At 71.8% G+C, this 25,120-nt stretch carries 26 protein-coding genes and 1 riboswitch; of the genes, 10 read left to right on the top strand and 16 right to left on the bottom strand.

The features are described 5' to 3' along the window. Positions 1 to 41 precede the first annotated feature (41 nt). Together AB0367_RS26265 and AB0367_RS26260 are read left to right on the top strand one after the other, a co-directional pair. Positions 42 to 818: an ElyC/SanA/YdcF family protein gene (locus tag AB0367_RS26265; protein WP_366229078.1), complete on the top strand. Its 777-nt coding sequence runs from the start codon at positions 42 to 44 to the stop codon at positions 816 to 818. A 257-nt stretch (positions 819 to 1,075) separates the two neighbouring features. Further along, positions 1,076 to 2,131, top strand: coding sequence for a polyprenyl synthetase family protein (locus AB0367_RS26260; RefSeq protein WP_366229077.1), 1,056 nt, complete (start codon positions 1,076 to 1,078; stop codon positions 2,129 to 2,131). A gap of 25 nt (positions 2,132 to 2,156) precedes the next feature. Here the strand turns inward: AB0367_RS26260 and AB0367_RS26255 are convergent, their stop codons facing one another. After that, positions 2,157 to 2,852, bottom strand: coding sequence for a hypothetical protein (locus tag AB0367_RS26255; protein ID WP_366229076.1), 696 nt, complete (start codon positions 2,850 to 2,852; stop codon positions 2,157 to 2,159). Positions 2,853 to 3,331: 479 nt separating this feature from the next. Then, a riboswitch (cyclic di-AMP (ydaO/yuaA leader) is annotated at positions 3,332 to 3,483 on the bottom strand. A gap of 261 nt (positions 3,484 to 3,744) precedes the next feature. Between AB0367_RS26255 and AB0367_RS26250 the strand changes: the two genes are divergently transcribed. The 3 genes from AB0367_RS26250 to AB0367_RS26240 all read left to right on the top strand — a co-directional run bounded on the left by AB0367_RS26250 (position 3,745) and on the right by AB0367_RS26240 (position 5,621). Continuing rightward, a complete protein-coding gene (locus tag AB0367_RS26250; protein ID WP_366229075.1) occupies positions 3,745 to 4,575 on the top strand; it encodes an aldo/keto reductase in 831 nt (276 codons plus the stop codon). A 165-nt stretch (positions 4,576 to 4,740) separates the two neighbouring features. Continuing rightward, a complete protein-coding gene (locus AB0367_RS26245; RefSeq protein WP_366229171.1) occupies positions 4,741 to 5,052 on the top strand; it encodes a hypothetical protein in 312 nt (103 codons plus the stop codon). Positions 5,053 to 5,099: 47 nt separating this feature from the next. Beyond that, on the top strand, positions 5,100 to 5,621 hold the full coding sequence (locus AB0367_RS26240) for a Fic family protein (RefSeq protein ID WP_366229074.1): 522 nt from the start codon (positions 5,100 to 5,102) through the stop codon (positions 5,619 to 5,621). A 92-nt stretch (positions 5,622 to 5,713) separates the two neighbouring features. Here AB0367_RS26240 and AB0367_RS26235 read toward each other — a convergent pair whose 3' ends face one another. After that, positions 5,714 to 6,166 (bottom strand): hypothetical protein, encoded by a 453-nt coding sequence (locus AB0367_RS26235; RefSeq protein WP_366229073.1) that lies wholly within the window; start codon positions 6,164 to 6,166, stop codon positions 5,714 to 5,716. A gap of 144 nt (positions 6,167 to 6,310) precedes the next feature. Further along, positions 6,311 to 7,438, bottom strand: coding sequence for a tRNA dihydrouridine synthase DusB (gene dusB / locus AB0367_RS26230; RefSeq protein ID WP_366229072.1), 1,128 nt, complete (start codon positions 7,436 to 7,438; stop codon positions 6,311 to 6,313). A gap of 319 nt (positions 7,439 to 7,757) precedes the next feature. Between dusB and ppdK the strand changes: the two genes are divergently transcribed. Continuing rightward, complete coding sequence (gene ppdK / locus AB0367_RS26225) at positions 7,758 to 10,409, top strand: pyruvate, phosphate dikinase (protein WP_366229071.1); 2,652 nt, start codon at positions 7,758 to 7,760, stop codon at positions 10,407 to 10,409. Positions 10,410 to 10,529: 120 nt separating this feature from the next. Here the strand turns inward: ppdK and AB0367_RS26220 are convergent, their stop codons facing one another. The 4 genes from AB0367_RS26220 to AB0367_RS26205 all read right to left on the bottom strand — a co-directional run bounded on the left by AB0367_RS26220 (position 10,530) and on the right by AB0367_RS26205 (position 12,759). Next, on the bottom strand, positions 10,530 to 10,901 hold the full coding sequence (locus tag AB0367_RS26220; protein ID WP_366229070.1) for a hypothetical protein: 372 nt from the start codon (positions 10,899 to 10,901) through the stop codon (positions 10,530 to 10,532). An 86-nt stretch (positions 10,902 to 10,987) separates the two neighbouring features. Continuing rightward, positions 10,988 to 11,416, bottom strand: a complete 429-nt coding sequence (locus AB0367_RS26215) for a roadblock/LC7 domain-containing protein (RefSeq protein WP_366229069.1) — start codon at positions 11,414 to 11,416, stop codon at positions 10,988 to 10,990. A gap of 48 nt (positions 11,417 to 11,464) precedes the next feature. Beyond that, positions 11,465 to 12,409 carry an ADAM 12 protein gene (locus AB0367_RS26210; protein WP_366229068.1) on the bottom strand — a complete coding sequence of 315 codons (945 nt, stop codon included), beginning with the start codon at positions 12,407 to 12,409 and terminating at the stop codon, positions 11,465 to 11,467. Then, positions 12,406 to 12,759 carry a hypothetical protein gene (locus AB0367_RS26205; RefSeq protein ID WP_366229067.1) on the bottom strand — a complete coding sequence of 118 codons (354 nt, stop codon included), beginning with the start codon at positions 12,757 to 12,759 and terminating at the stop codon, positions 12,406 to 12,408. Before AB0367_RS26205 ends, AB0367_RS26210 begins: the two co-directional genes overlap by 4 nt. A 310-nt stretch (positions 12,760 to 13,069) precedes the next feature. On the opposite strand from AB0367_RS26205, the gene AB0367_RS26200 reads away from it, so the two are divergent. The 3 genes from AB0367_RS26200 to AB0367_RS26190 all read left to right on the top strand — a co-directional run bounded on the left by AB0367_RS26200 (position 13,070) and on the right by AB0367_RS26190 (position 16,020). Further along, complete coding sequence (locus AB0367_RS26200) at positions 13,070 to 13,423, top strand: VOC family protein (RefSeq protein ID WP_366229066.1); 354 nt, start codon at positions 13,070 to 13,072, stop codon at positions 13,421 to 13,423. Between the two features lie 68 nt (positions 13,424 to 13,491). Beyond that, a complete protein-coding gene (locus AB0367_RS26195; protein WP_366229065.1) occupies positions 13,492 to 14,715 on the top strand; it encodes a deoxyguanosinetriphosphate triphosphohydrolase in 1,224 nt (407 codons plus the stop codon). A gap of 45 nt (positions 14,716 to 14,760) precedes the next feature. Beyond that, positions 14,761 to 16,020: an FAD-dependent oxidoreductase gene (locus tag AB0367_RS26190; protein ID WP_366229064.1), complete on the top strand. Its 1,260-nt coding sequence runs from the start codon at positions 14,761 to 14,763 to the stop codon at positions 16,018 to 16,020. 92 nt (positions 16,021 to 16,112) lie between these two features. Here AB0367_RS26190 and AB0367_RS26185 read toward each other — a convergent pair whose 3' ends face one another. From AB0367_RS26185 to AB0367_RS26150, 8 genes are all read right to left on the bottom strand, one after another. Continuing rightward, positions 16,113 to 16,853, bottom strand: coding sequence for a hypothetical protein (locus tag AB0367_RS26185; protein WP_366229063.1), 741 nt, complete (start codon positions 16,851 to 16,853; stop codon positions 16,113 to 16,115). A 160-nt stretch (positions 16,854 to 17,013) separates the two neighbouring features. After that, positions 17,014 to 18,489, bottom strand: coding sequence for a catalase (locus AB0367_RS26180; protein ID WP_366229062.1), 1,476 nt, complete (start codon positions 18,487 to 18,489; stop codon positions 17,014 to 17,016). 241 nt (positions 18,490 to 18,730) lie between these two features. Further along, the gene (locus tag AB0367_RS26175; protein WP_366229061.1) at positions 18,731 to 19,546 is read right to left on the bottom strand and encodes a zf-HC2 domain-containing protein; all 816 of its coding nucleotides are present in this window, start codon (positions 19,544 to 19,546) and stop codon (positions 18,731 to 18,733) included. Positions 19,547 to 19,686: 140 nt separating this feature from the next. After that, complete coding sequence (cobF, locus tag AB0367_RS26170; protein ID WP_366229060.1) at positions 19,687 to 20,442, bottom strand: precorrin-6A synthase (deacetylating); 756 nt, start codon at positions 20,440 to 20,442, stop codon at positions 19,687 to 19,689. Between the two features lie 21 nt (positions 20,443 to 20,463). Then, the gene (locus AB0367_RS26165; protein WP_366229059.1) at positions 20,464 to 21,519 is read right to left on the bottom strand and encodes an ABC transporter ATP-binding protein; all 1,056 of its coding nucleotides are present in this window, start codon (positions 21,517 to 21,519) and stop codon (positions 20,464 to 20,466) included. Next, positions 21,516 to 22,319, bottom strand: coding sequence for an ABC transporter permease (locus AB0367_RS26160; protein WP_366229058.1), 804 nt, complete (start codon positions 22,317 to 22,319; stop codon positions 21,516 to 21,518). The genes AB0367_RS26165 and AB0367_RS26160 overlap by 4 nt, the downstream gene beginning before the upstream one ends. Then, positions 22,297 to 23,106: a molybdate ABC transporter substrate-binding protein gene (modA, locus tag AB0367_RS26155; RefSeq protein ID WP_366229057.1), complete on the bottom strand. Its 810-nt coding sequence runs from the start codon at positions 23,104 to 23,106 to the stop codon at positions 22,297 to 22,299. The genes AB0367_RS26160 and modA overlap by 23 nt, the downstream gene beginning before the upstream one ends. Next, a complete protein-coding gene (locus tag AB0367_RS26150; protein ID WP_366229056.1) occupies positions 23,103 to 23,513 on the bottom strand; it encodes a TOBE domain-containing protein in 411 nt (136 codons plus the stop codon). Before AB0367_RS26150 ends, modA begins: the two co-directional genes overlap by 4 nt. A 91-nt stretch (positions 23,514 to 23,604) precedes the next feature. On the opposite strand from AB0367_RS26150, the gene AB0367_RS26145 reads away from it, so the two are divergent. After that, positions 23,605 to 24,543 carry a class I SAM-dependent methyltransferase gene (locus tag AB0367_RS26145; protein WP_366229055.1) on the top strand — a complete coding sequence of 313 codons (939 nt, stop codon included), beginning with the start codon at positions 23,605 to 23,607 and terminating at the stop codon, positions 24,541 to 24,543. A gap of 18 nt (positions 24,544 to 24,561) precedes the next feature. Here AB0367_RS26145 and AB0367_RS26140 read toward each other — a convergent pair whose 3' ends face one another. Beyond that, positions 24,562 to 25,038 carry a YcxB family protein gene (locus AB0367_RS26140; protein ID WP_366229054.1) on the bottom strand — a complete coding sequence of 159 codons (477 nt, stop codon included), beginning with the start codon at positions 25,036 to 25,038 and terminating at the stop codon, positions 24,562 to 24,564. Between the last annotated feature and the right edge of the window lie 82 nt (positions 25,039 to 25,120).

Here is a 25,120-nt window from a genome sequence, read left to right as displayed (position 1 = left end):
CGGGACGGCGGCGGGTTGCCGGGCCGTGCCATGCTGCGCCCATGCCGATCGAGTCCGGGCCGCAACGGCCGCCCGTCGCGCCGTGGTATCGCCGGCGCTGGGTGATGATCGCCACGCTTGGGCTCTCCGGCCGTCTGCCCGACGATCGGCGCCGCCGCCGGCGCGCCCTGCGCCGCCTGACGGTCGCCGCCGTCCTCGTGGCCGCCCTGGTGCTCGTGCCGACGGCCTGGATCCGCGCCGAGGCCTCCGGCCGGGTCGTCCCGGCGGACCGCGCCCCGGCGGCGGATGTGGCGATCGTGTTCGGCGCTCAGCTCGAGAACGGCGGCAAGGAGCCGATGTCGTTCCTGCGCAACCGGCTCGACGCGGCGGCCGCGCTGATCTCCTCCGGCAAGGTGAAGGCGCTGCTGATCTCCGGTGACGCGGGCGGCGGCTCCGGCAACGAGGTCGAGGCGATGAGCGACTACCTCGCGGCGCGGGGCGTGGACCCGGCCCGGCTGGTGCTCGACCCATATGGCCTGGACACCTACGACACGTGCCGGCGCGCCCACGACGTGTACGGCGTCGACCGCGCACTCCTGGTCAGTCAGGACGCGCATCTGTACCGCGCGGTCACCCTCTGCAGAGGTGTCGGCGTCGACGCGTGGGGCGTGCCGGCCGGCTGCCGGGGCTGCCAGCGGGTGACGATCTGGTACAACGAGACCAGAGAGGTCGGGGCCGGTTGGAAGGCCGCGTGGGACGCGATGCGGCATCGGCCGCCGGCCGTGCAGTCCCCGCCGGATCAGGCACTCCGGCAGGCGGTGGCCGCACACACTCCATAGTGGATGACGCGCCGAGCGGGACGACACGCGAGACTTCGCGCGACACGCCAGACGGGCGACAACCGTCCTCGCCACACCCGCCCGCCATCGCCGTTTTCGCCGTGCGCGGCCGGACACTTCGGCATACTTGACCAGGTCCTTGGGCGCCGCATCGACGCGGCCGGATCTGTCAGGTGCGATGCGATGGGTGGTGCGAGTCCGGTGACGGCGTGCGTGCGCATGGGGCGCCCTGCGAAACGGGTTGGGCGGCGCGGCTGATGGTGATCGTGCTACGGACCACTGACGACGTCCTGCGCTGGTCCGGCGGCCTCGTCGGCCCGCCGCTGCGCGCGGCGATCGGGCGGCTGCCCGAGCCGTCCCGCGAGGTCGCCGAGCTGCAGCTGGGCTGGCACTGCGGCCGCGACGCGCCGGGCGCTTCGCTGCACAGCGCGCTCACCCTGGTGTGCGCGGCCGCGGTCGGCGGCGACCCGCACGACGCGGTGCCATCCGCCGTCGCGGTCGAGCTCATGCATCACTGGGCGGCGATCCGCCGCGACCTGGTCGACGGGCGCTCCGACGGGGCCGCGTGGAGCGTGGTCGGCACCCAGCCGGCGGCGCTGGGCGGCGAGGCGCTGCTCGCCCTCGCGTTCGACGTCGTGGCCACCGGCGACCCCACCCACATCGCGCCGGGCCGGCCGCGGCAGCGCTCCGGACAGCCGGGGCCGGACCGGGCCATGATGCGCATCCTGGGCGATACCGTGCAGGAGCTCCTGCACGGCCAGCACGCCTCGCTCGCGCTGCGCGAGACCCGCCCGGACTTCGCCGCGCAGGAGCGCACCGACCTGCTGCGCGACTGCCTGGCCATGGTGGAGCAGCGCACCGGCGCGCTGTTCGGCTGCGCCTGCGCCCTCGGCGCCGTGGCCGGCGGCGGCAGGGCGGAACAGGTCGAGCGGCTGCGCCTGTTCGGCGTCCGGCTGGGCCTCGCCGTGCAGTTCACCGAGGACCTGCTGGGCATCTGGGCCGACGACGGCCCGGGCCGGCCGGCATACCCGGACCTGCGCCGCCGCCGGCGCTCGCTGCCCGTCGCCGCGGCGATCGCGGCCGGCGCCGACGAGCTGACCGGGCTGTTCGACGGCCGGGGCCGGCTCAGCGACGCCGACGCCGAGCGCGCGGCGAAGACGATCGAGCAGGCCGGCGCCCGCGACTGGTGTCGCCGCCAGGCCGAGGAGCTGCTCTCCCAGGCGCTGCTCACCCTGGACCTGGCCTCCCCGTCACCCGCCTCGGTGGCCGAGCTCGTCGCGCTGGCCCGCCGCGCGACCGCCGCGCCGCGCTGAGCGCCGCGGCGGACGCGCCGGTCGGTCAATTGATGGCGGCCACGACCTTTGCGGCCCGGTCGGCGTGCTTCTGGTACGCCCCTGGGAACGCCGAGCGCTGCACCGCCTGAGCGGCGGCCGTCACGCTCATGTTCTGCCAGCCCTTGACCCTGCTCAGCGCGTTGTAGAACAGCATCGCCGAGTGGGCCGGGTTCATGAGCTCGACCACGGTGCCCCAGCCCTGGCTGGCGCGCTGCTGGAACAGCCCGACCGAGTCGTGGTCCTGCGAGACGCCCTCGTGCGGCAGCTTCAGCGAGGCCGGCACGGCGCGGCTGGCGACGTTGTAGAGGTCGCTCTCCTGCATCGCGGTGGCGACGGCGACGACGAGAGCCCTGGTGGGCAGGCCCTGGGCGCGGCCCTGCCGCACGATCGTCACGGCGTTGTTCATCTGGGTCTGGTCGAGCCCGGCGACCGGGCGCGGCGGCTGTGGCGCGGCCGGCCCGGTCGGCCCGGTCGGCGTGGTCGGTGTGGCCGGCGCGGCTGACATGGTCGGCATGGTCGCGGACGCGGTGGGCGACGCCTCGGCCGCCGAGCCGGCGGCGGTGCCCTCCAGCAGCGGCGACACGAGCGCCGCGTCGTACGCGTAGGCGGACGCGGCGACCGCGACCGGCGGGTGCACGGCCGGCGGCCGGCCGGCGGAGCCCGTGGCGAACAGCGTCGCGGACAGCACGACGACGGACACGGCCCCGATTCGCACAGGCGGGCCGACCCGCCGGTGTCTGGGCTGGAACTGGCGCGGTAGTGACTTCACGTAAGCGATTCCTCATCGAAGACGGCGCGATCTGGGCGCACGGCAGGACGCCGCGGCGTCAGCGCGCGAAACGGAACGGCGCGGAAACGGCTGCGCGGGAAGGCTGCGAAAGAGCGCGCGGACGGAGAGCGCGCAAAGACGGCACGAATAGACGGCACGGAAATACGGCGCGGAAAATACGGCGCGAATCAGCGCACGGTGAAGCACACGCCGGTGCGGGCGTGCGAAGGACTACGCACGGGAGAGGGCGCGCGGTATCGGCGCGATCCCACGACTCGGCCGGGGTCGCGCGGCGATTGGGCGTCGATCAGCGTTGGAGCGCGGCCAGGGCGTTACGTCCTGGCGTTCACCCGTCCTAGAGCATGGCGGCGGGCGGCCGCTGTCGGAGCATGGAGATGCAGCACGAACAGTTCTCCTTCCGGTGCCGCCTACCGGGTTAGCTGACGGGTTCGGACGGGAGGATTCGCCCTACCGTGACTCGGTCACGGATACACCCCAAGGACTGCATGGGTCCCCGGCCCGCGTTGCCGAAGTGCGCTGTGCGACTCGGCGGTGCGGCTCGACGGCGCCCACCCGGCGGCACCGTGATCGGCGCACGTCGACCGAGCAGACGACCCGACCATACTGGGCGGTTTCCGCCTCAGCCAGCCACAGCACCGGGATCCCACCCGATGCGCCGACATGCTCACCGTACGCTGTCACCCGGCCGGTCATCTTGTCCGTCATCCGGTTACCGTGCAGCGTCCGCGACCGTGTCGTCCGTCACGGCGACGCCGCCGCTGACGCACGGCGGCGGACACGGCCCGCTGCCTAGGGTTGGGGCATGAGCATCCCCTCGGTGAGGCTGAACTCCGGCCTCGACATGCCCGTCGTCGGCTACGGCACCTACCCGCTCAAGGGCCGCCGCGCCACGGATGCGGTCCTCGCCGCGATCGGTTCCGGCTACCGCCTGATCGACACCGCAGCTTCATACGACAACGAGGACGCCGTCGGCGCCGCCGTGCGCGAGTCGGGCCTGCCTCGCGCCGAGCTCTTCATCACGACCAAACTGCGCGGCAGCGACCAGGGCCGCGGCTCCACCCGGGCCGGCCTGCAGCGCTCGCTGGAGCGCCTCGGCCTGGACTACGTCGACCTCTACCTCATCCACTGGCCGCTGCCCGCGGTCGGTCGCTATGTGGAGTCGTACGCCGAGATGGCCGAGCTGCAGCGCGAGGGCCTGATCCGCTCGCTGGGCGTGTCGAACTTCCTGCCGGAGCACCTCGACGCCGTCGTGGCCGAGACCGGCATCCAGCCGGCCGTCGACCAGCTGCAGGTCTCCCCCTCGCACCCACGGCCGGAACTCGTCGCCGCGGTACAGCGGACCGGCACCGTGGCCCAGGCGTGGAGCCCGCTTGAGCGCAACACCGGCATCCTCGAGCACTCGTCGGTCGCCGCGATCGCCGGCCGCCTCGACGTCACCAGCGCCCAGGTCGTGCTGCGCTGGCTGCTACAACGCGACGTCACCGTGATCCCGCACTCCGGCAGCCCGGACCGCCAGCGCACCAACGCCGACCTGTTCGGCTTCGAACTGACCGCCGACGACATGGCCGCGATCGACGCCCTCGACACCTGCGTCCCGGTCAAGCAGGACCCCCGGACCTGGGAAGAGTTCTAGCACGATCCGCCCGCCCGCAGCCGGTTCGTGAGCCTCGTCCCTCTCCGGCCTCGTCGGCGCTCGTGCCTATTGGTCATCGGCCTTGTCATGGTGGATGGCCGCTGGCCGTTACGCCCGGACCTACCACCGAACGTGTACACATTCGGGTACACTTTCAGGGTGCGCATGGAGACGCTGTCGGTACGTGAGACCCGCGAACGGTTGTCGAGGCTGCTCGACCGCTTTCGAAGTGGGGACCGCACTCCCATCGGGGTCGGTTCCCACCGCAAGACCGAGGCGGTCATGATTCCGGTCGAGGTGTATGACGAGCTCACGGCGGAGCGATCAAGTTCGGTGACTCAGGCGACCGCCTCCCTCCGGGCCGAAGGGCTGACGCCAAGCGATGAAGCGGCGGCGATCACGCAACGGTGGGCCCGCGGCGAGATCAGCACCATGCAGATGAGAGCGATGATCCGCCGATTGCACGGCATCACATAAGCAAGGATCCGTACAGCGACCCAGCCACCGGAGTGCTGTACAACCACTTGGGCATCACCGACGCCGGGGCGCTGCGCCGCATCGAAGCCGACCTGAGCTACGCCGCCATCGTCGACCTCGGCACACGCGCGCTGCCGGGCGATTACGACCTCGCCCACCTCCAGGCGTTCCACCGCGAGATCTTCGGCGACATCTATCCATGGGCCGGGACGATCCGGTCGGTCGGAATCGCCAGAACCGAACCGTTCTGCCTCCCGCAGCACATTCAGCCCTATTCCGCCGAGGTGTTCTCGACGGTTGCGAAGGAATCACATCTTCGCGGCCTGGCCCGAAGCGTTTTCGTCGACCGTTTGACGCACTACCTCGCCGAGGTGAACGCGATCCACCCCTTCCGCGAGGGAAACGGGCGCACTCAGCGCGCATTCTTCCGCCAGCTCGCACGGCAGGCCGGATGGCCGATCGACTGGTCCCGGTTGGATCCCGACGAGAACAACGCTGCCTCGATCGCGTCCCTCCGCGGCGACAACACGCTGCTTCGGTCCATGCTGGACGGCCTCACGCCGCATTGACCCACCGGCGTCAGCCGCCGGAGTCGTCGAGTTCGGCGCGCGCGGGCCCCGGTCAAGCGGGACCCGCGCACCCGGCAGGAGTTTCGGGGCGGTCACTTCGCCTTGCAGGCGGAGCGGCGGTCGAACTCCTCCCGGCTCAAGTACGTAGTCTCGAACTGCACTCGCCCGTCGTGCAGTTCCTCCGGCTTGAACACCGCGTACGGCTTACCGCCGTTGGGGTAGCGGAGGAACACCACGTACTCCGTCGCCGGATCCAGCGGCCCGGCCAGCGCAATGTCGAGCGTCCCGCCAGACGGTGCCTCCGTGCCCACCACGACCGCCGTGATCACGGTGGGCTGAGCGAAGCTCACCTGCCACACGGCCGGCACATTCGTGTCGAGCAGTTTGTCCTTCCTCAACCGCAGCGGGATGATCCGGACCTGGTTCACCGGCGACGGCGGGCAGTTGGTGAGCCGCACCTGCACCTGCGAGCCATCGGCGAGAACGGCGACCGGAGAGTACGGCTCACTCGGAACGCACGCGGTCACCATTGTCGCCGCCAGCACACCGACCATCGCTGTCAGAAGTTGCAGCCCGTGGCGGCGCCGTAGCTGCCGTCGTCCAGTCCGGCCCATCGTTCGAAATGATTGCACGAGCCTCCTCGGCTACACCACCGCTTCCGCGCCGGCCGGACGCGGGCTGCGAAACGGTCAGCCGCCGGAGTCGTCGAGTTCGGCGCCCTCGGGGACTTCGTCGGTGTCGCGATCGGCGAGCCAGCCCTCGGGCAGCACCACCTTGCCCGGGGTGCCTGTCCGCCCCCTTGGCTGGCCGAGGATCTCGGTGGGGAACGGGGCCGTGTGGTCCAGCTGGGCCAGCAGGTCCGACAGTTCCGTCAGGGACGACGCCATGGCCAGCGAGCGGCGCAGTTCGCCGCCCGCCGGGAAGCCCTTCAAATACCACGCCACGTGCTTGCGGAAGTCCGTCACACCGTCGCGCTGCGTACCCAGCCACTCCGTCAGCAGCTCGGCGTGGCGGTACATGAGGGCGGCCACCTCACCCAGTGACGGCAGCGCCCGCGCCCGCGAGCCCGCGAACGCGGCGGCCAGGTCGGCGAACAGCCACGGCCGTCCCAGGCAGCCGCGGCCGATGACCACGCCGTCGCAGCCCGTGGCGCTCATCATCCGCAGGGCGTCCGTCGCCTCCCAGATGTCGCCGTTGCCCAGGACCGGGATGTCCAGGGACTCCTTGAGCGCGGCGATCGCGGACCAGTCGGCCTCGCCCGAGTAGCGCTGGGCGGCCGTTCGCGCGTGCAGCGCCACCCACGCCACGCCGGCGTCCTGGGCGGTCCGGGCGGCGTCCAGGAAGGTGCGGTGGTCGTCGTCGATGCCGATGCGCATCTTCACCGTCACCGGCAGGCCCTGGGCCGCCTCGACCGCCGACGAGACGATCGAGGCGAACAGGCGGCGCTTCCACGGCAGGGCCGAGCCGCCGCCGCGGCGGGTGACCTTCGGGACACTGCAGCCGAAGTTCATGTCGATGTGATCGGCGAGGTCCTCCTCGACGACCATCTCGACGGCCTTGCGGATCGTGGCCGGGTCGACGCCGTAGAGCTGCAGGCTGCGCGGGTGCTCGCCGTCGCCGAAGCGGATCATCGACATGGTCTTCGGGTTGCGCTCGACCAGGGCGCGGGTGGTGATCATCTCGCAGACGTACAGGCCGGCGCCCTGCTCGCGGCACAGCCGACGGAACGCCACGTTGGTGATGCCGGCCATCGGGGCCAGCACCACGGGCGGGTCGACGACGTGGGGTCCAAGCTGCAGCGGCACGCCTCCGAGCATCGCACGAGGGCGGTCGGGACCCAAAAAACGCAGGACGCAAAAGCAATGATTGAACGTGCGCGAAATTCGCATCCCCGATACAGCAATACGCATCCCGAAGTGTGGAAACGTGCGGAGTACCGCGCGAAACAGAGAGCGCTCTCATGCGCGTTTCTGCGCATGGAACCGCTCCCAGGTGCAGCAGGAATCGAAAGGCGTACCAATCCGTGTGCCGATAATCACCCGCCATGGCGGCGGACCGGAAAGTCGCCTTACGGTGTGCCGCACACCCCGGCCCTAACGAGGACTTAGGCCGTTCCGCTGTGGGTATGGAGGCGCTGTGCGGAAGTTCGTGTACGACTTCGAAGAGGGCAATCGCGACCTCAAGGACCTGCTTGGTGGCAAGGGCGCCAACCTGGCGGAGATGACCAACCTGGGGCTGCCGGTGCCGCCCGGCTTCACCATCACCACGGACGCCTGCCGTGCGTACCTCGAAACGGGCACGATCCCGTGCCGCGACGAGATCAGCGAGCACCTGGCCGCCCTTGAACGGAAGATGGGGCGCCGACTGGGCGACGCGGGTGACCCCCTGCTCGTCTCGGTGCGCTCGGGCGCCAAGTTCTCCATGCCCGGCATGATGGAGACCGTCCTCAACGTCGGGCTGACCGACGACAGCGTGGCCGGGCTGGCCGCGCAGTCCGGCGGCGACGAGCGCTTCGCGTGGGACTCCTACCGCCGGCTGATCCAGATGTTCGGCAAGACCGTCTGCGGCGTGCCGGGCGAGGAGTTCGAGCACGCGCTCGACGACGCCAAGGTCCGCGCCGGCACCCGCGAGGACCTGGGGCTGCGGGCCGAGCACCTCAAGGCGCTCGTCGGGGACTACAAGCGCATCTTCCGCGAGCACACCGGGCGCGACTTCCCGCAGGACCCGCGCGAGCAGCTCGACCTCGCCGTCGGCGCGGTGTTCGGCTCGTGGAACGCCGACCGGGCGGTGCTGTACCGCCGGCAGGAGCGCATCCCGGCCAACCTCGGCACGGCGGTGAACGTGGTCGCGATGGTGTTCGGCAACCTGGGCGCCGACTCCGGCACCGGCGTGGCGTTCACCCGCGACCCCGCGACGGGCGAGCGCGGCGTGTACGGCGACTACCTCGCCAACGCGCAGGGCGAGGACGTGGTCGCCGGCATCCGCAACACCATGCCGCTGCAGGACCTGGAGCAGCTCGACCGGGTGAGCTACGACGAGCTGATGACGATCATGGCCAAGCTCGAAGAGCACTACAAGGACCTGTGCGACATCGAGTTCACCATCGAGCGCGGCAAGCTCTGGATGCTGCAGACGCGGGTCGGCAAGCGCACCGCCGCGGCGGCGTTCGTCATCGCCACGCACCTCGTCGACGAGGGCGTGATCGACCTCGACGAGGCGATGCAGCGGGTCACCGGCGCGCAGCTGGCGCAGCTGATGTTCCCGACGTTCGACCTGTCCGGCGAGCCGGAGCAGCTGACCCGCGGGGTCGGCGCGTCGCCGGGCGCGGCCGTGGGCAAGGCGGTCTTCGACGCCCAGCACGCGGTGGCCATGGCGAAGGAGGGCGAGCAGGTCATCCTCGTGCGCCGCGAGACCAACCCGGACGACCTGCCCGGGATGATCGCCGCGCAGGGCATCCTGACCAGCCGGGGCGGCAAGACCTCGCACGCCGCGGTGGTCGCCCGGGGCATGGGCAAGACCTGCGTGTGCGGCGCTGACGAGCTGGACGTGAACCTCCACAAGGGACAGTTCACGGTGGACGGTCACGTGGTGTCCGAGGGCGACGTCATCTCCGTCGACGGTACGACCGGGCGCGTCTACCTCGGCGAGGTGCCGGTCCAGCCCTCGCCCGTGGTGCAGTACTTCGAGGGCACGCTCGACCCGCGATCGGATCAGCTCGTCGCCGCGGTACACCGGATCCTGACGCACGCCGACGCACGGCGGGTGCTGAAGGTCCGCACCAACGCCGACACCGGCGAGGACGCGGCCCGCGCGCGGCGCTTCGGCGCCCAGGGCATCGGCCTGTGCCGCACCGAGCACATGTTCCTCGGCGAGCGCCGCGCGCTGGTCGAGCGGCTGATCCTGGCCCGCACACCCGAGCAGCGCGACGCCGCGCTGGCCGAGCTGCTGCCGCTGCAGCGCGACGACTTCACCGACCTGTTCCGCGAGATGGCGGGGCTGCCGGTGACGGTGCGGCTCATCGACCCGCCGCTGCACGAGTTCCTGCCGCCCCTGGAGGACCTCGCGGTCAAGGTCGCGGTCGCCCAGGAGCGCGGCGAGGATCCGGGCCACGACAAGGATCTCCTGGATGCGGTACGCCGGATGCACGAGGAGAACCCGATGCTCGGCCTGCGCGGCGTGCGCCTCGGCCTGGTGATCCCGGGGCTGTTCGCCATGCAGGTGCGCGCGATCGTCGAGGCGGCCGCGGCCGTCGAGGGCGCGCACCCGGAGATCATGGTGCCGCTCGTCGGCGCGGTGCAGGAGCTGGAGACGATCCGCGCGGAGGCCGAGAAGATCATCGGCGAGTTCGACGTCGACGTGAAGATCGGCACGATGATCGAGGTGCCGCGGGCGGCGCTGACCGCCGGCGACATCGCGCAGGCCGCCGACTTCTTCTCCTTCGGCACCAACGACCTGACCCAGATGGGCTGGGGGTTCTCCCGCGACGACGTCGAGGGGGCCTTCTTCTGGCGCTACCTCGAGCTGGGCATCTTCGGCGTCTCGCCGTTCGAGTCGATCGACCGCGACGGTGTGGGCCGGCTGGTGCGCATCGCGGTCGACGAGGGCCGTGCCGCCCGTCCGGAACTGCACTTCGGCGTCTGCGGCGAGCACGGCGGCGACCCCGACTCCGTGCACTTCTTCCACGAGGTGGGCCTGGACTACGTGTCCTGCTCGCCGTTCCGGGTGCCGGTCGCGCGCCTGGAGGCCGGTCGTGCGGCCATCGAGTCCACCGGTTCCGACTCGCGGTGACGCGGCGGAGCAGGGTGAAGGATCACCGGGTTTCGAGTCCCCGGTGAGCACGAGAAAGGCCGGGGCAACGGCGCCCCGGCCTTTTTCATTTCTCGTCTTTCGTTCCTCGTGCGCGAGGCGTCACATGTCCAGGTCGTCCTCGATGCGCAGCAACTGGTGGCGGGCCAGCGCCAGGTTGGCCCGCGACCGGCTGAGCGCCAGGTAGAGGAACAGCCCCTTGCCGGTGCGGCCGGTGACCGGGCGGATCAGGTGGTACTGGCTGCCCAGCGTGATCAGGATGTCCTCGATGCCCTCCTTGAGGTTGAGCATCTCGATGGTGCGCATCTTGGCCCGCACGACGTCGGTGTTGCCGGCCGCGGCCACGGTCAGGTCGAGATCCTTCGACCCGCCGAGCACGCCCAGCGCCATACCGCTGTTGTAGTCGACGAGCGCGACGCCGATCGCGCCGTCGATGGTCATGAGTTCCTTGAGCGCAGTCTCCATGTCCGCCATGGCTACCTCCGTAAGTCGCGTGCTTGGTGAAGTTGGGTAAGAGTCGTTGCCGCGTCTCGGCCTGCGGTGGGCACCGCCGTTGCGGTTCACCACGGCACCGGCTCTGGCAGCGCATGTGCGAAGCTGAGCGCGGCGCCGGCCACGACGCGGGAGATCACCGCGATCGACCGCCGCGCCGCGTGGTGCAGCATGCCCACGTTGGCGTCGGCCCGCGCCAGGAGCACCAGCACCGCCCCGTGGTCGGCCATGTACATGGCCGTGTATCCGCCGGAGCCACCGATGAGCACCTCCTGGAATTCCTCGTGACCGGCGCTGTCGGCGATGCGCTGGCTGACGCCGAGGCAGGCCGCCGCGAGTGCCGCGATGCCCTCAGGCGCCAACGCCGGGGCGTCGTCGGCGATGAGCAGGCCGTCGGTGCTGGCCACCAGGCACCCGGTGATCGCCGGAACGGCCTGGCGCAGCCGGGCCAGCTCCGCGAAAAGTGCGGTACGTGGCTCCACGTCGGTCCTCATCATCGAGTCGTCTCTCCTTTCCGCCACGCCCGTTCGACGTGGCCGGCGGATCTACCGCAGCGACTGCAGTGCCACCAGGATCCGCTTGAGCAGCGTGTCGTCCGGCGCCGTGTCGATCGCCCCCGGCAGCACGGCGAGCGCGCTGGCACCGACCGGTAGCTGGCGCCGGCCCAGTGCCGCTGGGGGGTCGTCGAAGGAATAGGTGCCGGGGACCCGTTGCGCCAGATATGCGGCCTCCTGCGCCGCCGCTGCGATGGCTGTTGCACTGGGCGCCCGCGCCACCGGGGGCTCCGGCCGGACGACCAGCCCGGCCGCCGCGAGCCGGCGCACGTCCAGCGTCACGGCGTAGGCCGAGCGCCCCAGCAGACCGGCCAGGTCCTGCGGGGTGCGTATGCCGTCCGCGTGCAGGACGATCTCCCACTGCAGTCCGGACAGCAGCACTCGGTCGAGTCCCGGCCGGAGGACCGGTACGACCGGTGCGTGGTCGGTTGCGTCGGAGGGGTGCACCTCGTCCAGCATGCGCCGCTGCCGGGCGACGTTGTCGCACACCTGGTGCGACAACACGGTGCCGTCCGCGCCGAGCCAGTGCTCGACGCCCTCGTCGAAGCGCAGCTCGGCGCCGGGCGTGCCGAGCACGAAGAAGGCCGCGTCGTAGAGCACCTGCAGCGCACACAGCTCGAGCTGGGCCTCGGTCACGTGACCGCCATCCACCAGCACGCGGGCCGGCCGCGAGGGCATGATCTCCCACACCTTCTCGGACACCAGCCCGGCGGCGGTCAGCAGCCGGTCGACACTGGGCGCGGCCGGCGACTCGACGCCGTTGACCCGGCCCTCGCGCAGGAACACGACCCCGCCGGGCTCGCCGTGCACGGTGAGCGCGCCGGTCGCGCCCGCGGCGGCGAGCTCGGCGAGCGCCGTCTCGGGCGTGGTGCCCCTGGCGAACCGGGGCTGTCTGCTGGGGGCATCTGCCCTCGCCCCCACCGTGATAGTGCTCACGCGAGATCGTCGGCCAGCGAGCGGATGCGGCGCCGGGCGATGGCCAGGTTGCCCTCGTTCCGGTCGAGCCAGACGTGGAGCACCAGGCGTGAGTCGAAGGTGGTCCGTACCGGCCGGATCAGGTGGTAGGCGGCCGTTGTGCTGATGATGACGTCCTCCACGGTGTCGCCCGGCACCGCCGGGGCATAGGCCGCGGTCTGCATGGCGGCATAGATGACGCTCGCCGTGCCGAGAGCGGCGGCGGCCGGATCGGCATGCGGCGCGACGTCCACCTGGCCGCCCTCCAGCCCAAGGGTCTGCCCGGTGGTGTAGTCGATGAGGCTGGCCCCGATGGCACCTCTGATGGCCATGGCACGGCGAAGACATTCATCGATTTCAGGCACAGGTTCTCCCGTTGGGCGGGCCGGGGACGTGCATGCGCCGGGCAACCAGCCCATGACGATGCGCTCATGGAAAGTTACACCGTGCTCATGGATCAGCCACTCCCCGCTTTTGGGTAGTAAGGATTAACCGTTCGTACCTTAAATTCTGCAATTTGCACGTTCCCCATCGCGACCCCAGGAAAAGGACTAAAGTGCCCTCCCCCACGGCGCGACACGCGGCTGCGACGACCGGCGACCCGGCGTATGGTGAGTCCCCACGTCGACCGCGGAGGTGTGCATGGGGAGTCGCTGGTACGCGCTGATCGTGGATGCGGTCGATCCGCAGCGCCTGGCCCGGTGGTGGGCCGAGGTGCTGGACCATCGCGTGGAGAGCGTTTCCCCACAGGAGGTCGTGATCGGCCCGGCCATCGAGGGCCATCCGCGCATCGTCTTCGTCCGGCACGACCGTGAGCTCCAGACGAAGAACCGCCTGCACCTGGACCTGCGCCCCGACGACCTCGACGCCGAGCTGGAGCGGCTCGTGAACATGGGCGCCCGGCACGTGGACGTCGGCCAGCCCGACGATGCCGCATGGGTCGTCCTCGCCGACCCCGAGGGCAACGAGTTCTGCGTCATCCGGCGCGGACGATGAAGCGGCGCTGCGCGAGCCCGCCGGTAGATCCCTGCGCCGAAGGATCAGGACTCTTCTAAGCTCGACACGTGACCCTTTCGGACGAGGCCCGCTTCGCACCTGAACCCGAGAAGGACTCGGTCACAACGTCCGCCGACAACGGGCGCACCCCGTTCCAGCGCGACCGTGCCCGGGTGCTGCACTCGGCCGGGTTCCGCCGGCTGGCCGCCAAGACCCAGGTGCACACCGCCGGCACCGACGCGTTCCTGCGCACCCGGCTCACCCACTCGCTGGAGGTCGCGCAGATCGGCCGCGAGATGGGCGCCCGGCTGGGCTGCGACCCCGACGTCGTGGACACCGCCGGGCTCGCGCACGACCTCGGCCACCCGCCGTTCGGGCACAACGGCGAGGACGCGCTCGACGAGATCGCCCGCCCGTGCGGCGGCTTCGAGGGCAACGCGCAGACGCTGCGGGTGCTCACCCGGCTGGAGGCCAAGGTCGGTGGGGCCGGGCTCAACCTGACCCGCGCCTCGCTGGACGCCGTGTCGAAGTACCCGTGGCCGCGCGAGCCGGGCCGGCGCAAGTTCGGCGTGTATCCCGACGACGCCGAGGTCTTCGCGTGGCTGCGGGTCGAGCCCGGCCCCCGCCGCTGCCTGGAGGCGCAGGTCATGGACTGGTCCGACGACGTGGCCTACTCCGTGCACGACCTCGAGGACGGCATCCACGGCGGATACGTCCACCTGGCCCCGCTGCGCGGCGACGCCACCGAGCGCGAGGCGCTGTGCGCCGACGTCGCCGCCGCGTATTCGCAGGAGTCGGCCGCCGACCTCGGCGCCATCCTGCTGGAGCTGCTCGCCGACCCCGTGTTCGAGCCGCTGGACCACTATGACGGCAGCCACGCCGCGCAGATCGCGCTCAAGCGGATGACGAGCGTGCTCACCGGCCGCTTCGCCGCGGCGGCGGTCACCGCGACCCGGGAGCGCTACGGCCCGCAGCCGCTGCGCCGCTACGACGCCGACCTCATCGTCCCGCCCTTGACTCGCGCGCACTGCGCCCTGCTGAAGGGCATCGCGCTGCGCTATGTCATGCGGCGTCCGGGGTCCGCGCAGCGCTACGCCGACGAGTCGCACATCCTGCAGTCGCTCGTCGCGGCCCTGCTCGAGCGCGCGCCCGACGGCCTCGACCCGGTCTTCGCCCCGATGTGGCGCGCCGCCCCCGACGACGCCGCGCGGCTGCGGGTGGTGATCGACCAGGTCGCGAGCCTGACCGATCCAGCCGCGGTGGCATGGCACTCGCGCCTCGTTGGAGCCTGAACTACCTCGTCGGAGCTTGAATAAGTGGAGTGGAAGGCTGACGGCATGGCTGATGAGCGGACGTTCGTGATCGTCGGGGCGAGCCTCGCCGGCGCGAAGGCGGCGGAGACGCTGCGCGCCGAGGGCTTCACCGGCAAGGTGATCCTGATCGGCGAGGAGACCTACCGTCCCTACGAGCGCCCCCCGTTGTCGAAGGGGCACCTACTGGGCAAGGAGGGCGCGCGCGAGAAGGCGTTCGTGCATCCCCCGCAGTGGTATGCCGAGCACGACGTCGACCTGCGCCCGGCGACCCGTGTCACACACCTGGACCCGGCCGCGCACACCGTCACCCTCGACGGCGTCGACGAGCTGCACTACGACAAGCTGCTACTCACCACCGGCTCGCGGGTGCGCACGCTGGACATCCCGGGCGCGACTCTCACCGGCGTGCGATACCTGCGCACGCTCGACGAGTCCGACGCGCTGCTCTCGCATCTGCGGGACGCCTCGAACGTCGTCGTCATCGGCGCCGGCTGGATCGGCCTGGAGGCCGCCGCCGCGGCCCGCCACCACGGCGCGAACGTCACCGTCGTCGAGGTCGCCGACCTTCCCCTCCAGCGCGTCCTCGGCGACGAGGTCGCCACGGTTTACGCCGACCTGCACCGCGCCCACGGCGTGCGGTTGCGCTTCGGCGCCTCGGCGGCCGAGTTCCGCGGCAGCGACGGCCGCCTGACCTCCGTCGTGCTGGCGGACGGCACCGAACTGCCCGCCGACGTCGCCATCGTGGGCGTGGGCATCCGCCCCAACACGGAGCTGGCCGTGGACGGCGGCCTGGCCGTGGACAACGGCATCCTGGTCGACGCCGGCCTGCACACGTCGGACCCGGACATCTACGCCGCCGGCGATGTCGTCAACCTCGACCACCCGGGCCTGGGCCACCGCATCCGGGTGGAGCACTGGGCGAACGCGCTGAACGGCGGCAAGTTCGCGGGCCGTGCCCTGCTGGGCGAGGAGGTCGTCTTCGACCGGGTCCCGTACTTCTACTCCGACCAGTACGACCTGGGCATGGAGTACTCCGGCTTCGCCGCGCCGGGCGGCTACGACCGCGTGGTCTTCCGCGGCGACCCCTCGGTGGCCGGCGACAAGGCCCCCGAGTTCATCGCCTTCTGGGTGAAGGACGGGCGCGTCCTGGCGGGCATGAACGCCAACGTCTGGGACGTCACCGACGACATCCAGAACCTGGTCCGCGCCGGCTGGGCCGGCACCACGGTCGACCTGGACCGCCTGTCCGACCCGGCGGTCCCGCTCGGCGAACTGCTCGCCTGACGCGTCGCCTGACACCGATCCGGACACCGAGGCGTCGCGGCGACCCGCCACCGGCGTGCCCGTCGCGGCGCCTCTCACGGACGCTCGCCGGCTTACGCCGCCGTCTTGCGCATACGAAGGCGCCGTCCGCGCGTCCGGCGCGCCACCACGACGGCGCCGGCCGCGGCGACCAGGACGCCGCCGAGCACGGCGGCGATCTGGATCGCCGCGCTGCGACCCAGGCCGGTGCCGTCCGCCGCGGGCGCGCCGGCCAGGGTCCAGTCGTGGGAGGCCTTGCCCGATTCGTACACCGCGCGCTGGCCGCCGGGGCCGGTTGCGAGGGTTCGGTACGCGGGGTTGAGGTCGGTGAGCATCCGCACCGCGACGGTGACCGTGCTGACCGGTCCCGGGCAGGTGTAGTCGACGATCGCGCCCTTCAGGTCCAGGGCCATCGGCGGCTCGACCGCGCCGGCGCAGGGCTGTGCGCCGGCGCTGACCGCGATCTGCCTGAGAAGATACGCCGTGAACCGCTCGGACGACGCGATCGTGGCGGGGTCGGTGTGCCGGTAGTCCACGGCGCCGTCGAGCATGACGCGGTCCTGCGGCAGCACCCCGAGCGACACGCCGAGCAGGGTGAGGTCGTCCGGGCCGCCGGCCCGCCAGCGCACGCGCACGACCTCGGGCCGCTGCTCGTCGAGCGTGATGGCCACGGTCTGCGGATCGCCGAACGGGTGCGCCGCCGCCGGAGCCGGCGTGAACGCGACCGAAGCGACCGCGAGCGCGGCGGCGGCGAGTGCGGACAGTGGCCGGGCGGCGGCCGTCCGGCGCCGCCGCCGATGCCCGTGCGAGACCAAGGACCACGCTCCCGGCGGTACCGATGCTGCGAACGGCGCCAAGTCTGCCGGGCGCTGCGAAACCGTGCGGGCGATGGCCGGTGATCAACTGGGAACGTCGGCGTGAACATCGAAGGCACAGGACGGCGAAGCCCCACCCGGTTGGCCTCGCCGTCGCGGGCTACTTCGCGACCTTCTGGAGGCGCTTGGCGCGCACGCCGTGCTCGATGCGGTCGCCGAGTTCCTTGTCGACGTTGTGCCAGTACTCGAAGGCGCGCACCAGGACCGGCTCGCTCACGCCGTCGAGGAGGTGGCCCACGATGTTGTTCACCAGGCGTTCGCGGGCCGCGTCGTCGAGGACCTCACGCACCATCGTGCCGGCCTGGCCCCAGTCGTCGTCCTCGGCGTGCGGCGTGTACGCGGTGCGCACCATCTCGCCGTCGGCGTACCACTTGCCGCCGTCGTCGGTCAGCTCCGGCCGGGCCGCCGGGCCACCGTAGGAGTTCGGGGCGTAGACCGGGTCGCTGACGTTCTTCACCCGCATGCCGCCGTCCTTGGAGTAGCTGTGCACCTCCACCCGCGGCGAGTTCACCGGAATCTGCTTGTAGTTGACGCCGAGTCGCGCGCGGTGCGCGTCGGAGTAGCTGAACCCCCGGGCCAGCAGCATCTTGTCCGGCGACAGGCCCGTGCCGGCCACAAGGTTGTTGGGCTCGAACGCGAGCTGCTCCATCTCGGTGTGGTAGTCGGTGACGTTGCGGTTGAGCGTCATCCGGCCGACCTCGCGCAGCGGGTAGTCGCTGTGCGGCCACACCTTCGTGAGGTCGAACGGGTTGAAGCGGTAGGTCTTGGCCTCCTCGAACGGCATGATCTGCACCTTGAGCGTCCAGCTGGGGAACTCCCCGGCCGCGATGTGCTCGTACAGGTCGCGCTGGTGGTAGTCGGCGTCGACCGAGGCCATCCGGTCGCCCTCTTCCTGGGTGAGGAACTCGATGCCCTGGTCGGTCTTGAAGTGGTACTTCACCCAGAACCGCACACCCTGGGCGTTGATCCACATGTAGGCGTGACTGCCGTAGCCGTTCATGTTCCGCCACGCGCGCGGAATGCCGCGGTCCCCCATCAGCCAGGTCACCATGTGCGCCGACTCGGGCGAGAGGGTCCAGAAGTCCCACTGCATGTCGTGGTCGCGCAGGTTGTTGTTCGCGCGCCGCTTCTGCGACCGGATGAAGTGCTGGAACTTCAGCGGGTCGCGGATGAAGAAGATGGGCGTGTTGTTGCCGACGATGTCGAGGTTGCCCTCGCTCGTGTAGAACTTCACGGCGAACCCGCGCGGGTCGCGCCAGGTGTCGGGGCTGCCCCGCTCCCCCGCGACGGTGGAGAACCGGACGATCACGTCGGTCTCGGCGCCGGGCTGGAACACCGCGGCCCGAGTGAAGGCGCTGACGTCCTGGGTCGTCTTGAAGATCCCGAACGCGCCGCCGCCCTTGGCGTGCGGCTGACGCTCCGGGATGCGCTCCCGGTTGAAGACCGCCATCTGCTCGATCAGGTAGTGGTCCTGCAGCAGCAGCGGTCCGTCGGGGCCGACCGACAGCGAATGCTCGTCGCTGGCGACGGGAATCCCGGCGTCGGTCGTGGTCGGTGGGCGTTCTTGTGTCGTCACGCGGAACTCCTTGCATCGGTTCGGAAACGCATCGGTTCGCAAAACCGGCTTCCTCCGGCAACTGACGTTTCCCCCTGCGGCCCGCGCGCGCCGGCCAAATCGGAATTTTCACCGCACAATCGGGCCGTCTACTCCAACCTGACACCGTTACTGGAAGGAGTCAACTCTTGCGCGACCGCCGGGCGCCGATCGCCATAAGGCGAAAATCCATGTGGATGACAGCGAGTGGAAGGTGAGCGGCTCAGGCGGCCTCGCGCAGCGAGTTGCCGGCGTGGGCCTCGCCCTGCACCAGGCGCAGGCGCGCCGGGGTCGGGGCCGGGGCCGGTGGTTCCTCGTCGAGCGCGGCCGGGCGGCGCCATCGCCACGGCGGGCCCTGGCGGCCGGCGGGCGGGCGGCCCGGGTCGAACGCCGGGCGGGAGAGCGCGACGACGATCGCGTATCCGGCCAGCACGAAGGCGTGGCTGACCAGCCGGGTCGTCTCCACCGTGCCGGCCAGCAGGTCGCTGGTGCTCAGCAGGGCCAGCAGCGCGACGAACGCGGTGAGCATCGGCAGGGCGCCGGCGGGCGTGGCGCGGCGGGTGGCGATCCAGGCGAAGCCGGCGCCGATCGCCACGTTCCAGGCGGCGGACTCATGGAAGACGTGACCGGATCCGTGCGTGTGGACGGCGGTAGCGGCGCTGGCGACCTGGGCGATGCCGAGCACGAACTGGGCCGCGCCGAACGCGCCGAGCAGCACCCGCAGGACGAGGACCAGGCGGCGCCGCGACAGCCCCCGGGCGGCCCGCGCCGTTCCGGCCGGCATGGCCGCCGTCCTTTCCGCCGGCTGGGGGCCGTCGTCTCGCGCTGATCGGAAGCCCGCGAGCAGGCTCTCCACGGACGGCGGGGCGGCCGGCATCGGCTGCAGGCGGACGAGCCGGGTCACGGCCACGGCCTCGCGCTCCCACTCCCGGCACGCCGGGCATCCCGCCAGGTGGGCGTCGACGAGCGCCGGCTCGATCGGTTCGTCCTCCCCGTCGAGCCGGGCCGACAACGCCTCTCGGTACCGCTCACACTCCACGGTTGGATTGTCGCCGCGCGCGCCGCGGAAGTTCCACCCGGACCCGAGGGGCCGCCGAGCCGGGCCGTGGACATCCGGCCAGGTGGCGCGGTGCCTCCGGGCGCTCGGGCGGCTCCGCCGGCATGATCGGCTGATGCCCGCTACGACCCCACGCGGCGCAGCAGGTACGTATCCATGATCCAGCCCTTGCGGGCCCGGGCCCGCGTGCGTACCGCCTCGATCTCGTCGAGGACCTCGCCCAGGCGCCCGGCCATCAGCAGCTCGTCCGGGGTGCCCAGGTAGGCGCCCCAGTAGATGTCGATCGGCTCGTCGCGGTACAGGCGGCAGGCCAGGCCGGCGTCGAGCATGACGACCACGTCGTCGCAGCCCTCGGGCCAGGCCGCGGCAAGGCGGCGCCCGGTGGTGATGTGCACCGGCCCGGCGACCCGGTTGAGCGTGACCCGGTGGCGCGCGGCGAGGATCTGCACGCTGCTGATGCCCGGGATCACCTCGTACTCGACCTCGTGCCCCGCCTCGCGGATCGTCTCCAGGACGCGGATCGTCCCGTCGTACAGCGCCGGGTCGCCCCACGCCAGGATCCCGCCGACGCCGTCCTCGCCCAGCTCACGCTCGATCGCCTCGGCGAGCAGCCGGGCCCGCTCGTCGCGCCAGTCCCGGACCGCGCCCGTGTAGTCGGTGGCGACCCGGTCCCGCGGCGGGTCCGGGATCACGATCGTGCGGTAGTCGCCGGTGACGTACCGCGCGCACAGCGCCATGCGGGCCTCGGTCAGCTCGACGGCGGCCTCGCCCTTGTCCAGGACGAAGAACGCGTCCACGGCGTTCATCGCATTGATCGCCTGGATGGTGACCTGGTCCGGGTCCCCGGCGCCGACCCCGATGATCAACACTTTGCGCATGTCGCCATCGTATGTGCGGCCTCAGGCCGGGTAGGCGCGGGTCTCCGCGGCCTTGACGGCGGCCCACACCTCCCGCCCCCGGGTGAGCTCCAAGTGGGCCGCGGCCGCGGGCGTCACGTCGGCGGCGGCGATCAGCGCTCCGGCCAGCTGGATGCGCAGGTTGTCGCCGTGGCGCTGGATGCCGGCGATGGTGGCCGGCCAGGCGTTGCGCGGGCTGCCGTCGGGGCGGGCAGGGTACAGCGCGACCGCGGCCGGCGCGAACGCCACGAACGCGTCGCCCTGCAGCGCGTCCGCGGCGGTGAGCAGAACGCCGCCCACGTCGACCGCGTGGCCGTCGGCCCAGCCGCGGTAGAGGTTGAGGCCCACCAGGCGGGCCACGTACTCGGTCCGCGGCCGCGCGGTGATCTCGGCCGCGCCGCCCTCCTGCACGACCGCGCCGCCCTCGATGATCACCAGCCGGTCGGCGAGCACCAGCGCGTCGAGCGGGTCGTGCGTGACCAGCAGCGTGGCGCCCGGATGATCGGTGAGGTGCCGCTGCAGCTCGGCGCGGGTGTCGGCCCGCGTCCCGGCGTCCAGCGCGGCGAGGGGCTCGTCGAGGAGCAACAGCCGCGGTTGTACGGCAAGAGCCCGCGCCAGCGCCACCCGCTGCGCCTGGCCACCGGAGAGCTGGCGCGGCTTGCGCCGGGCGAAGTCGGCCAGCCCCACCCGGCCCAGCCAATCCATGGCCCCGGCCCGGGCGGTCCGGCGGTCGGCGCCCTGGCGGCGGGGCCCGAAGGCGACGTTGTCCAGCGCGCTCAGGTGCGGAAAGAGCAGGTAGTCCTGGAACACCACGCCGATCTGCCGGCGCTCGGGCGGGGTCCAGACCCGCTGCCCGGGCCGGTCGAGATCGCGGCCATCGAGCGTGATGTGCCCGTCGGTGAGCGCGGCCAGCCCGGCCAGCGCCCGCAGCGCGGTGGTCTTGCCCGCCCCGTTGGGCCCGAGCAGGGCAACGACCTCGCCCGCGGCGATGCTGAGCGCGGCGTCCAGGCGGAAGGTGCCGCGGTCGACCACGATCCGCGCGTCCAGGTAGGCCGTCATGCGGTGATCCACCGGTCGCGCAGCGAGGCCAGGATCGCCACCGAGACGGCGAGCAGGATGAGGCTCAGCACGATCGCGGCCTGCAGGTCGGTCTCGAGCGCGAGGTACACCTCCAGCGGCATCGTCCTCGTCGTGCCCGGGAGGCTGCCGGCGAACGTGATCGTCGCGCCGAACTCGCCCAGCGCCCGGGCCCAGCACAGCACGCCCCCGGCGGCGATGCCGGGCGCCACCAGCGGCAGCGTCACGCGCGTGAAGGCCGTCCAGCGCCCCGCGCCGAGCGTCGCCGCGGCCTCCTCGTAGCGGCTGTCGGCGCCGCGCAGCGCACCCTCGACGGCGATGATGAGGAACGGCATCGCGACGAACGCCTCGGCCAGCACGACCGCGGTCGTGGTGAACGGCAGCGTGATGCCGAACGTGCGGTCCAGCCACGCGCCGAGCAGGCCGCGGCGGCCGAAGACCAGCAGCAGCGCGACGCCGCCGACGACCGGCGGCAGCACCAGCGGCACGGTCACCAGCGCGCGCACCAGCCGGCGGCCGGGGAAGTCGACCCGGGCGAGCAGCCACGCCAGTGGCACGCCGAGCGCGAGGCACAGCAGCGTGGCGATGGTGGCACTCTGCAGCGACAGTCGCAGCGCGGTCAGCACGCCGGGCTGGGCGAGGCGCTCGGGCAGCGTCGTCCAGGGCGTCCGGATCAGCAGGCCGGCCAGCGGCAGGACGAGAAAGGCGAGGCCGAGGCCGGCGGGCACCAGCAGCGCGGCTGGTACCCGCCGGGAGCCGTCACGGCGCCTGGAAGCCGGCATCCGAGAGCACGCTCTTACCCTTGTCCGACAGCACCCACGCCACGAACGCCTGCGCGCCCGCCGCGTTCGGCGCGTTCTTGACCACGATGATCGGGTAGTCGTTGATCGCGCCCGCCGACTCCGGGAACTCGATGCCTTCGACGTCGGCGGCGGCGGTGGTGGCCTTGGCGTCGGTGCGATACACGAGTGCGGCGTCGACCTCGCCCAGCTTCACCTTCGACAGCGCGCCCTTGACGTCCTGCTCAAGCGTGACCGGAGTGAGCTTCACGCTCGCGGCGTCCAGCGCCTTCTTGGCCGCCGCGCCGCACGGCACCTGCTCCGCGCACAGCGCGACCTTCACGCCGGGCTTGGTCAGGTCGGACAGGCCCTTGACGCCCTTCGGGTTGCCCTTCGGCACCGCGATCACGAGCTGATTCTTGACGAACGTGGTCGCCGTGCCCACGCCGTTGCCGGCGTCGGTGACGGTCTTCATGTTGGCCGGCGCCGCCGAGGCGAACACGTCGGCGGGCGCGCCCTGGTTGATCTGCGTGGCGAGCGCGGAGCTGCCGGCGAAGTTGAACGTGACCTTGGCGCCCGGGTTGGCCGCCTCGAAGTCCTTGCCGATCTTGTTGAAGGACTCGGTGAGCGATGCCGCGGCGAAGACCGTGACGGTGCCGGTGACCCCCTTCGACGTGGGCGTCGTCGGCGTCGCCGACTGGTTCGACGTGTCGGTCTTGTCACTGCAGCCGGCCAGGCCGGCCAGGCCGACCGCGAAGACCGTGAACGCTGCCAGTGCGGCACGTCTCATGAGTGGTTCCTCCCTTTGTCAACGCGCTCCACAACGACGGTGGTCGACTTGATCACCGCGACGGCCAGCGACCCGACCTGTAGGTCGAGCTCGTCCGCCGCCTCGCGGCTCATCAGCGAGACGATCCGGAACGGCCCGGCCTGGATGTCGACCTGCGCCATCACCGTGTCCTTGACCACGGCGGTGACGATGCCCCGCAGGCGGTTGCGCGCGGACGAGCCGTCCGAGCCCTCCTCCGCCTCCGCGGCCTGCGCCCGAGCGAACGCGGCCAGGTCGATTCCGTCGATCACGCGGTGGCCGTTGTCGTCGCGCCCCGCGGCGAGCCGCCCCGAGTCGACCCAGCGGCGCAGCGTGTCGGCGCTGACGCCGAGCAGCTCGGCCGCCTCGCCGATGCGGAACTTGGTCATGGGCGGAAGCTTATCCACCGCAGTTGCGAGGACAAATCCGCGTTGGGGTTGGCATCTGCCCAAGAAAAATATGGCCAGGCATGATTGACACATGACGCAGCGATGGCCCGAGGTGCTCGACCTGCTGGCGAGCGCGGTGGCCGCCGGCCCGGCGACCGTCGTGGTCGACGGCACGGACCCGGCGGTCGTGACGTCCACCGCGCAGCGGCTGGCATCGACGCTGTCCGCTTCGCGCGAGGCCGGCGAGGACATCGTCCGAAGCGACGCAAGCATCGCCATCGACGGTGGCGGTCCCCGCGTGGTCGTGTGGCTGCGCACGTCCCGGCACCGCCACGCGGAGGAGGCCAACCGCGGCGACGCCGCCGACATCGTCGTCGACCTGCACGACCCCGCCTGGCCGGTCGTGCGCCACATCAACCCGCGGCTGCTCGATCACGGCTGGTGGTATCTGCGCGAGTCCCGTGCCTTCTTCGGCGTGCGCGCCGCGACATGGGACACGAAGTTCGGCGACGACCTGCCCGCGTACGCCGCCGCCGTGCACCGTGCCGGCCTCCCCCGCGGCGGCACCGTCCTCGACGCCGGCTGCGGCACCGGCCGGGCGCTGCCCGCCCTGCGCGCAGCGGTCGGCTCGGAGGGTGTGGTCCTAGGCCTGGACCTGACCCCGCAGATGCTGGACGTGGCGCGGGCCCGTGGCGAGCGGCTGATCCTCGGCGACGCCCGCCGCCTGCCCCTCGCCGCCGCCTCGCTGGACGCCGTCTTCGCCGCCGGCCTGGTCATGCACCTGCCGGACGCCACCAAAGGCCTGCGAGAGCTCGCCCGGGTCACGGTGCCGGGCGGCCACCTGGTGCTGTTCCACCCGTCGGGCCGCGCCGCCCTGGCCGCCCGCCACGGCCGGGTGCTGCGCCCGGACGAACCGCTGTCGCGCTCCCCACTGACCGAGTCGTGCTCGCGATCGGGTTGGACCCTGACGGACTACGACGACGGCGACGACCGCTTCTTCGCCCTCGCGATCCGTCGCGCGGACCGCTGACGGCCCGGCGTCCCTTGGTCAGACGGCGACCATCAGGCCCAGGCCGGTCAGGAAGTCGCGGGCCTTGCGCGCCTCGCCCGTCGGCAGCAGCGTCCACGGCACCACCAGGACGCCCGCGCCGCCGATCACCACCACCCAGAACTCGCCGGTGTCCTCGACCCGCTCGACCGCCGTCCACTCGTAGCCGGCCCGCAGGCTCTGCGTGTGCACGCGGACCGCCTCGTCGGTCAGCTCATACGTCGCCGTCTCCACGAACACGCCCGTGCGCGCCTTCGCCGCCGCACGGGTGAGCAGCCACGGGCCCACGAGGAGCACCACGCCGGGGGTGATCAGGATGCCGGCACCGACGGGGATGCCGAGGAGGAGCGCGCCGAGGCCGGCCGCCGAAAGCCCACCGCCCACGAGGCTCCACGAACGCAGCTTGCCGCGCATCCGCGCCCGCACCGACCTGCGGGTCCGGCCCCGGTCCGGCTGGACCGTCAGCGTGATGTGCATCGTCCCCCGTTCATCGACTGCTGCCGCGACAGTACGCCACCGCGATCACTACCTGCGCGGCGCCCGGGAGCGCTTGCGGCCC

Origin of the sequence: Dactylosporangium sp. NPDC051484 (assembly GCF_040689395.1) — a bacterium.
Taxonomy (GTDB): domain Bacteria; phylum Actinomycetota; class Actinomycetes; order Mycobacteriales; family Micromonosporaceae; genus Dactylosporangium.
Note: the sequence above shows the minus strand (reverse complement) of the source record. Positions and strands in the feature narration are given on the sequence as shown.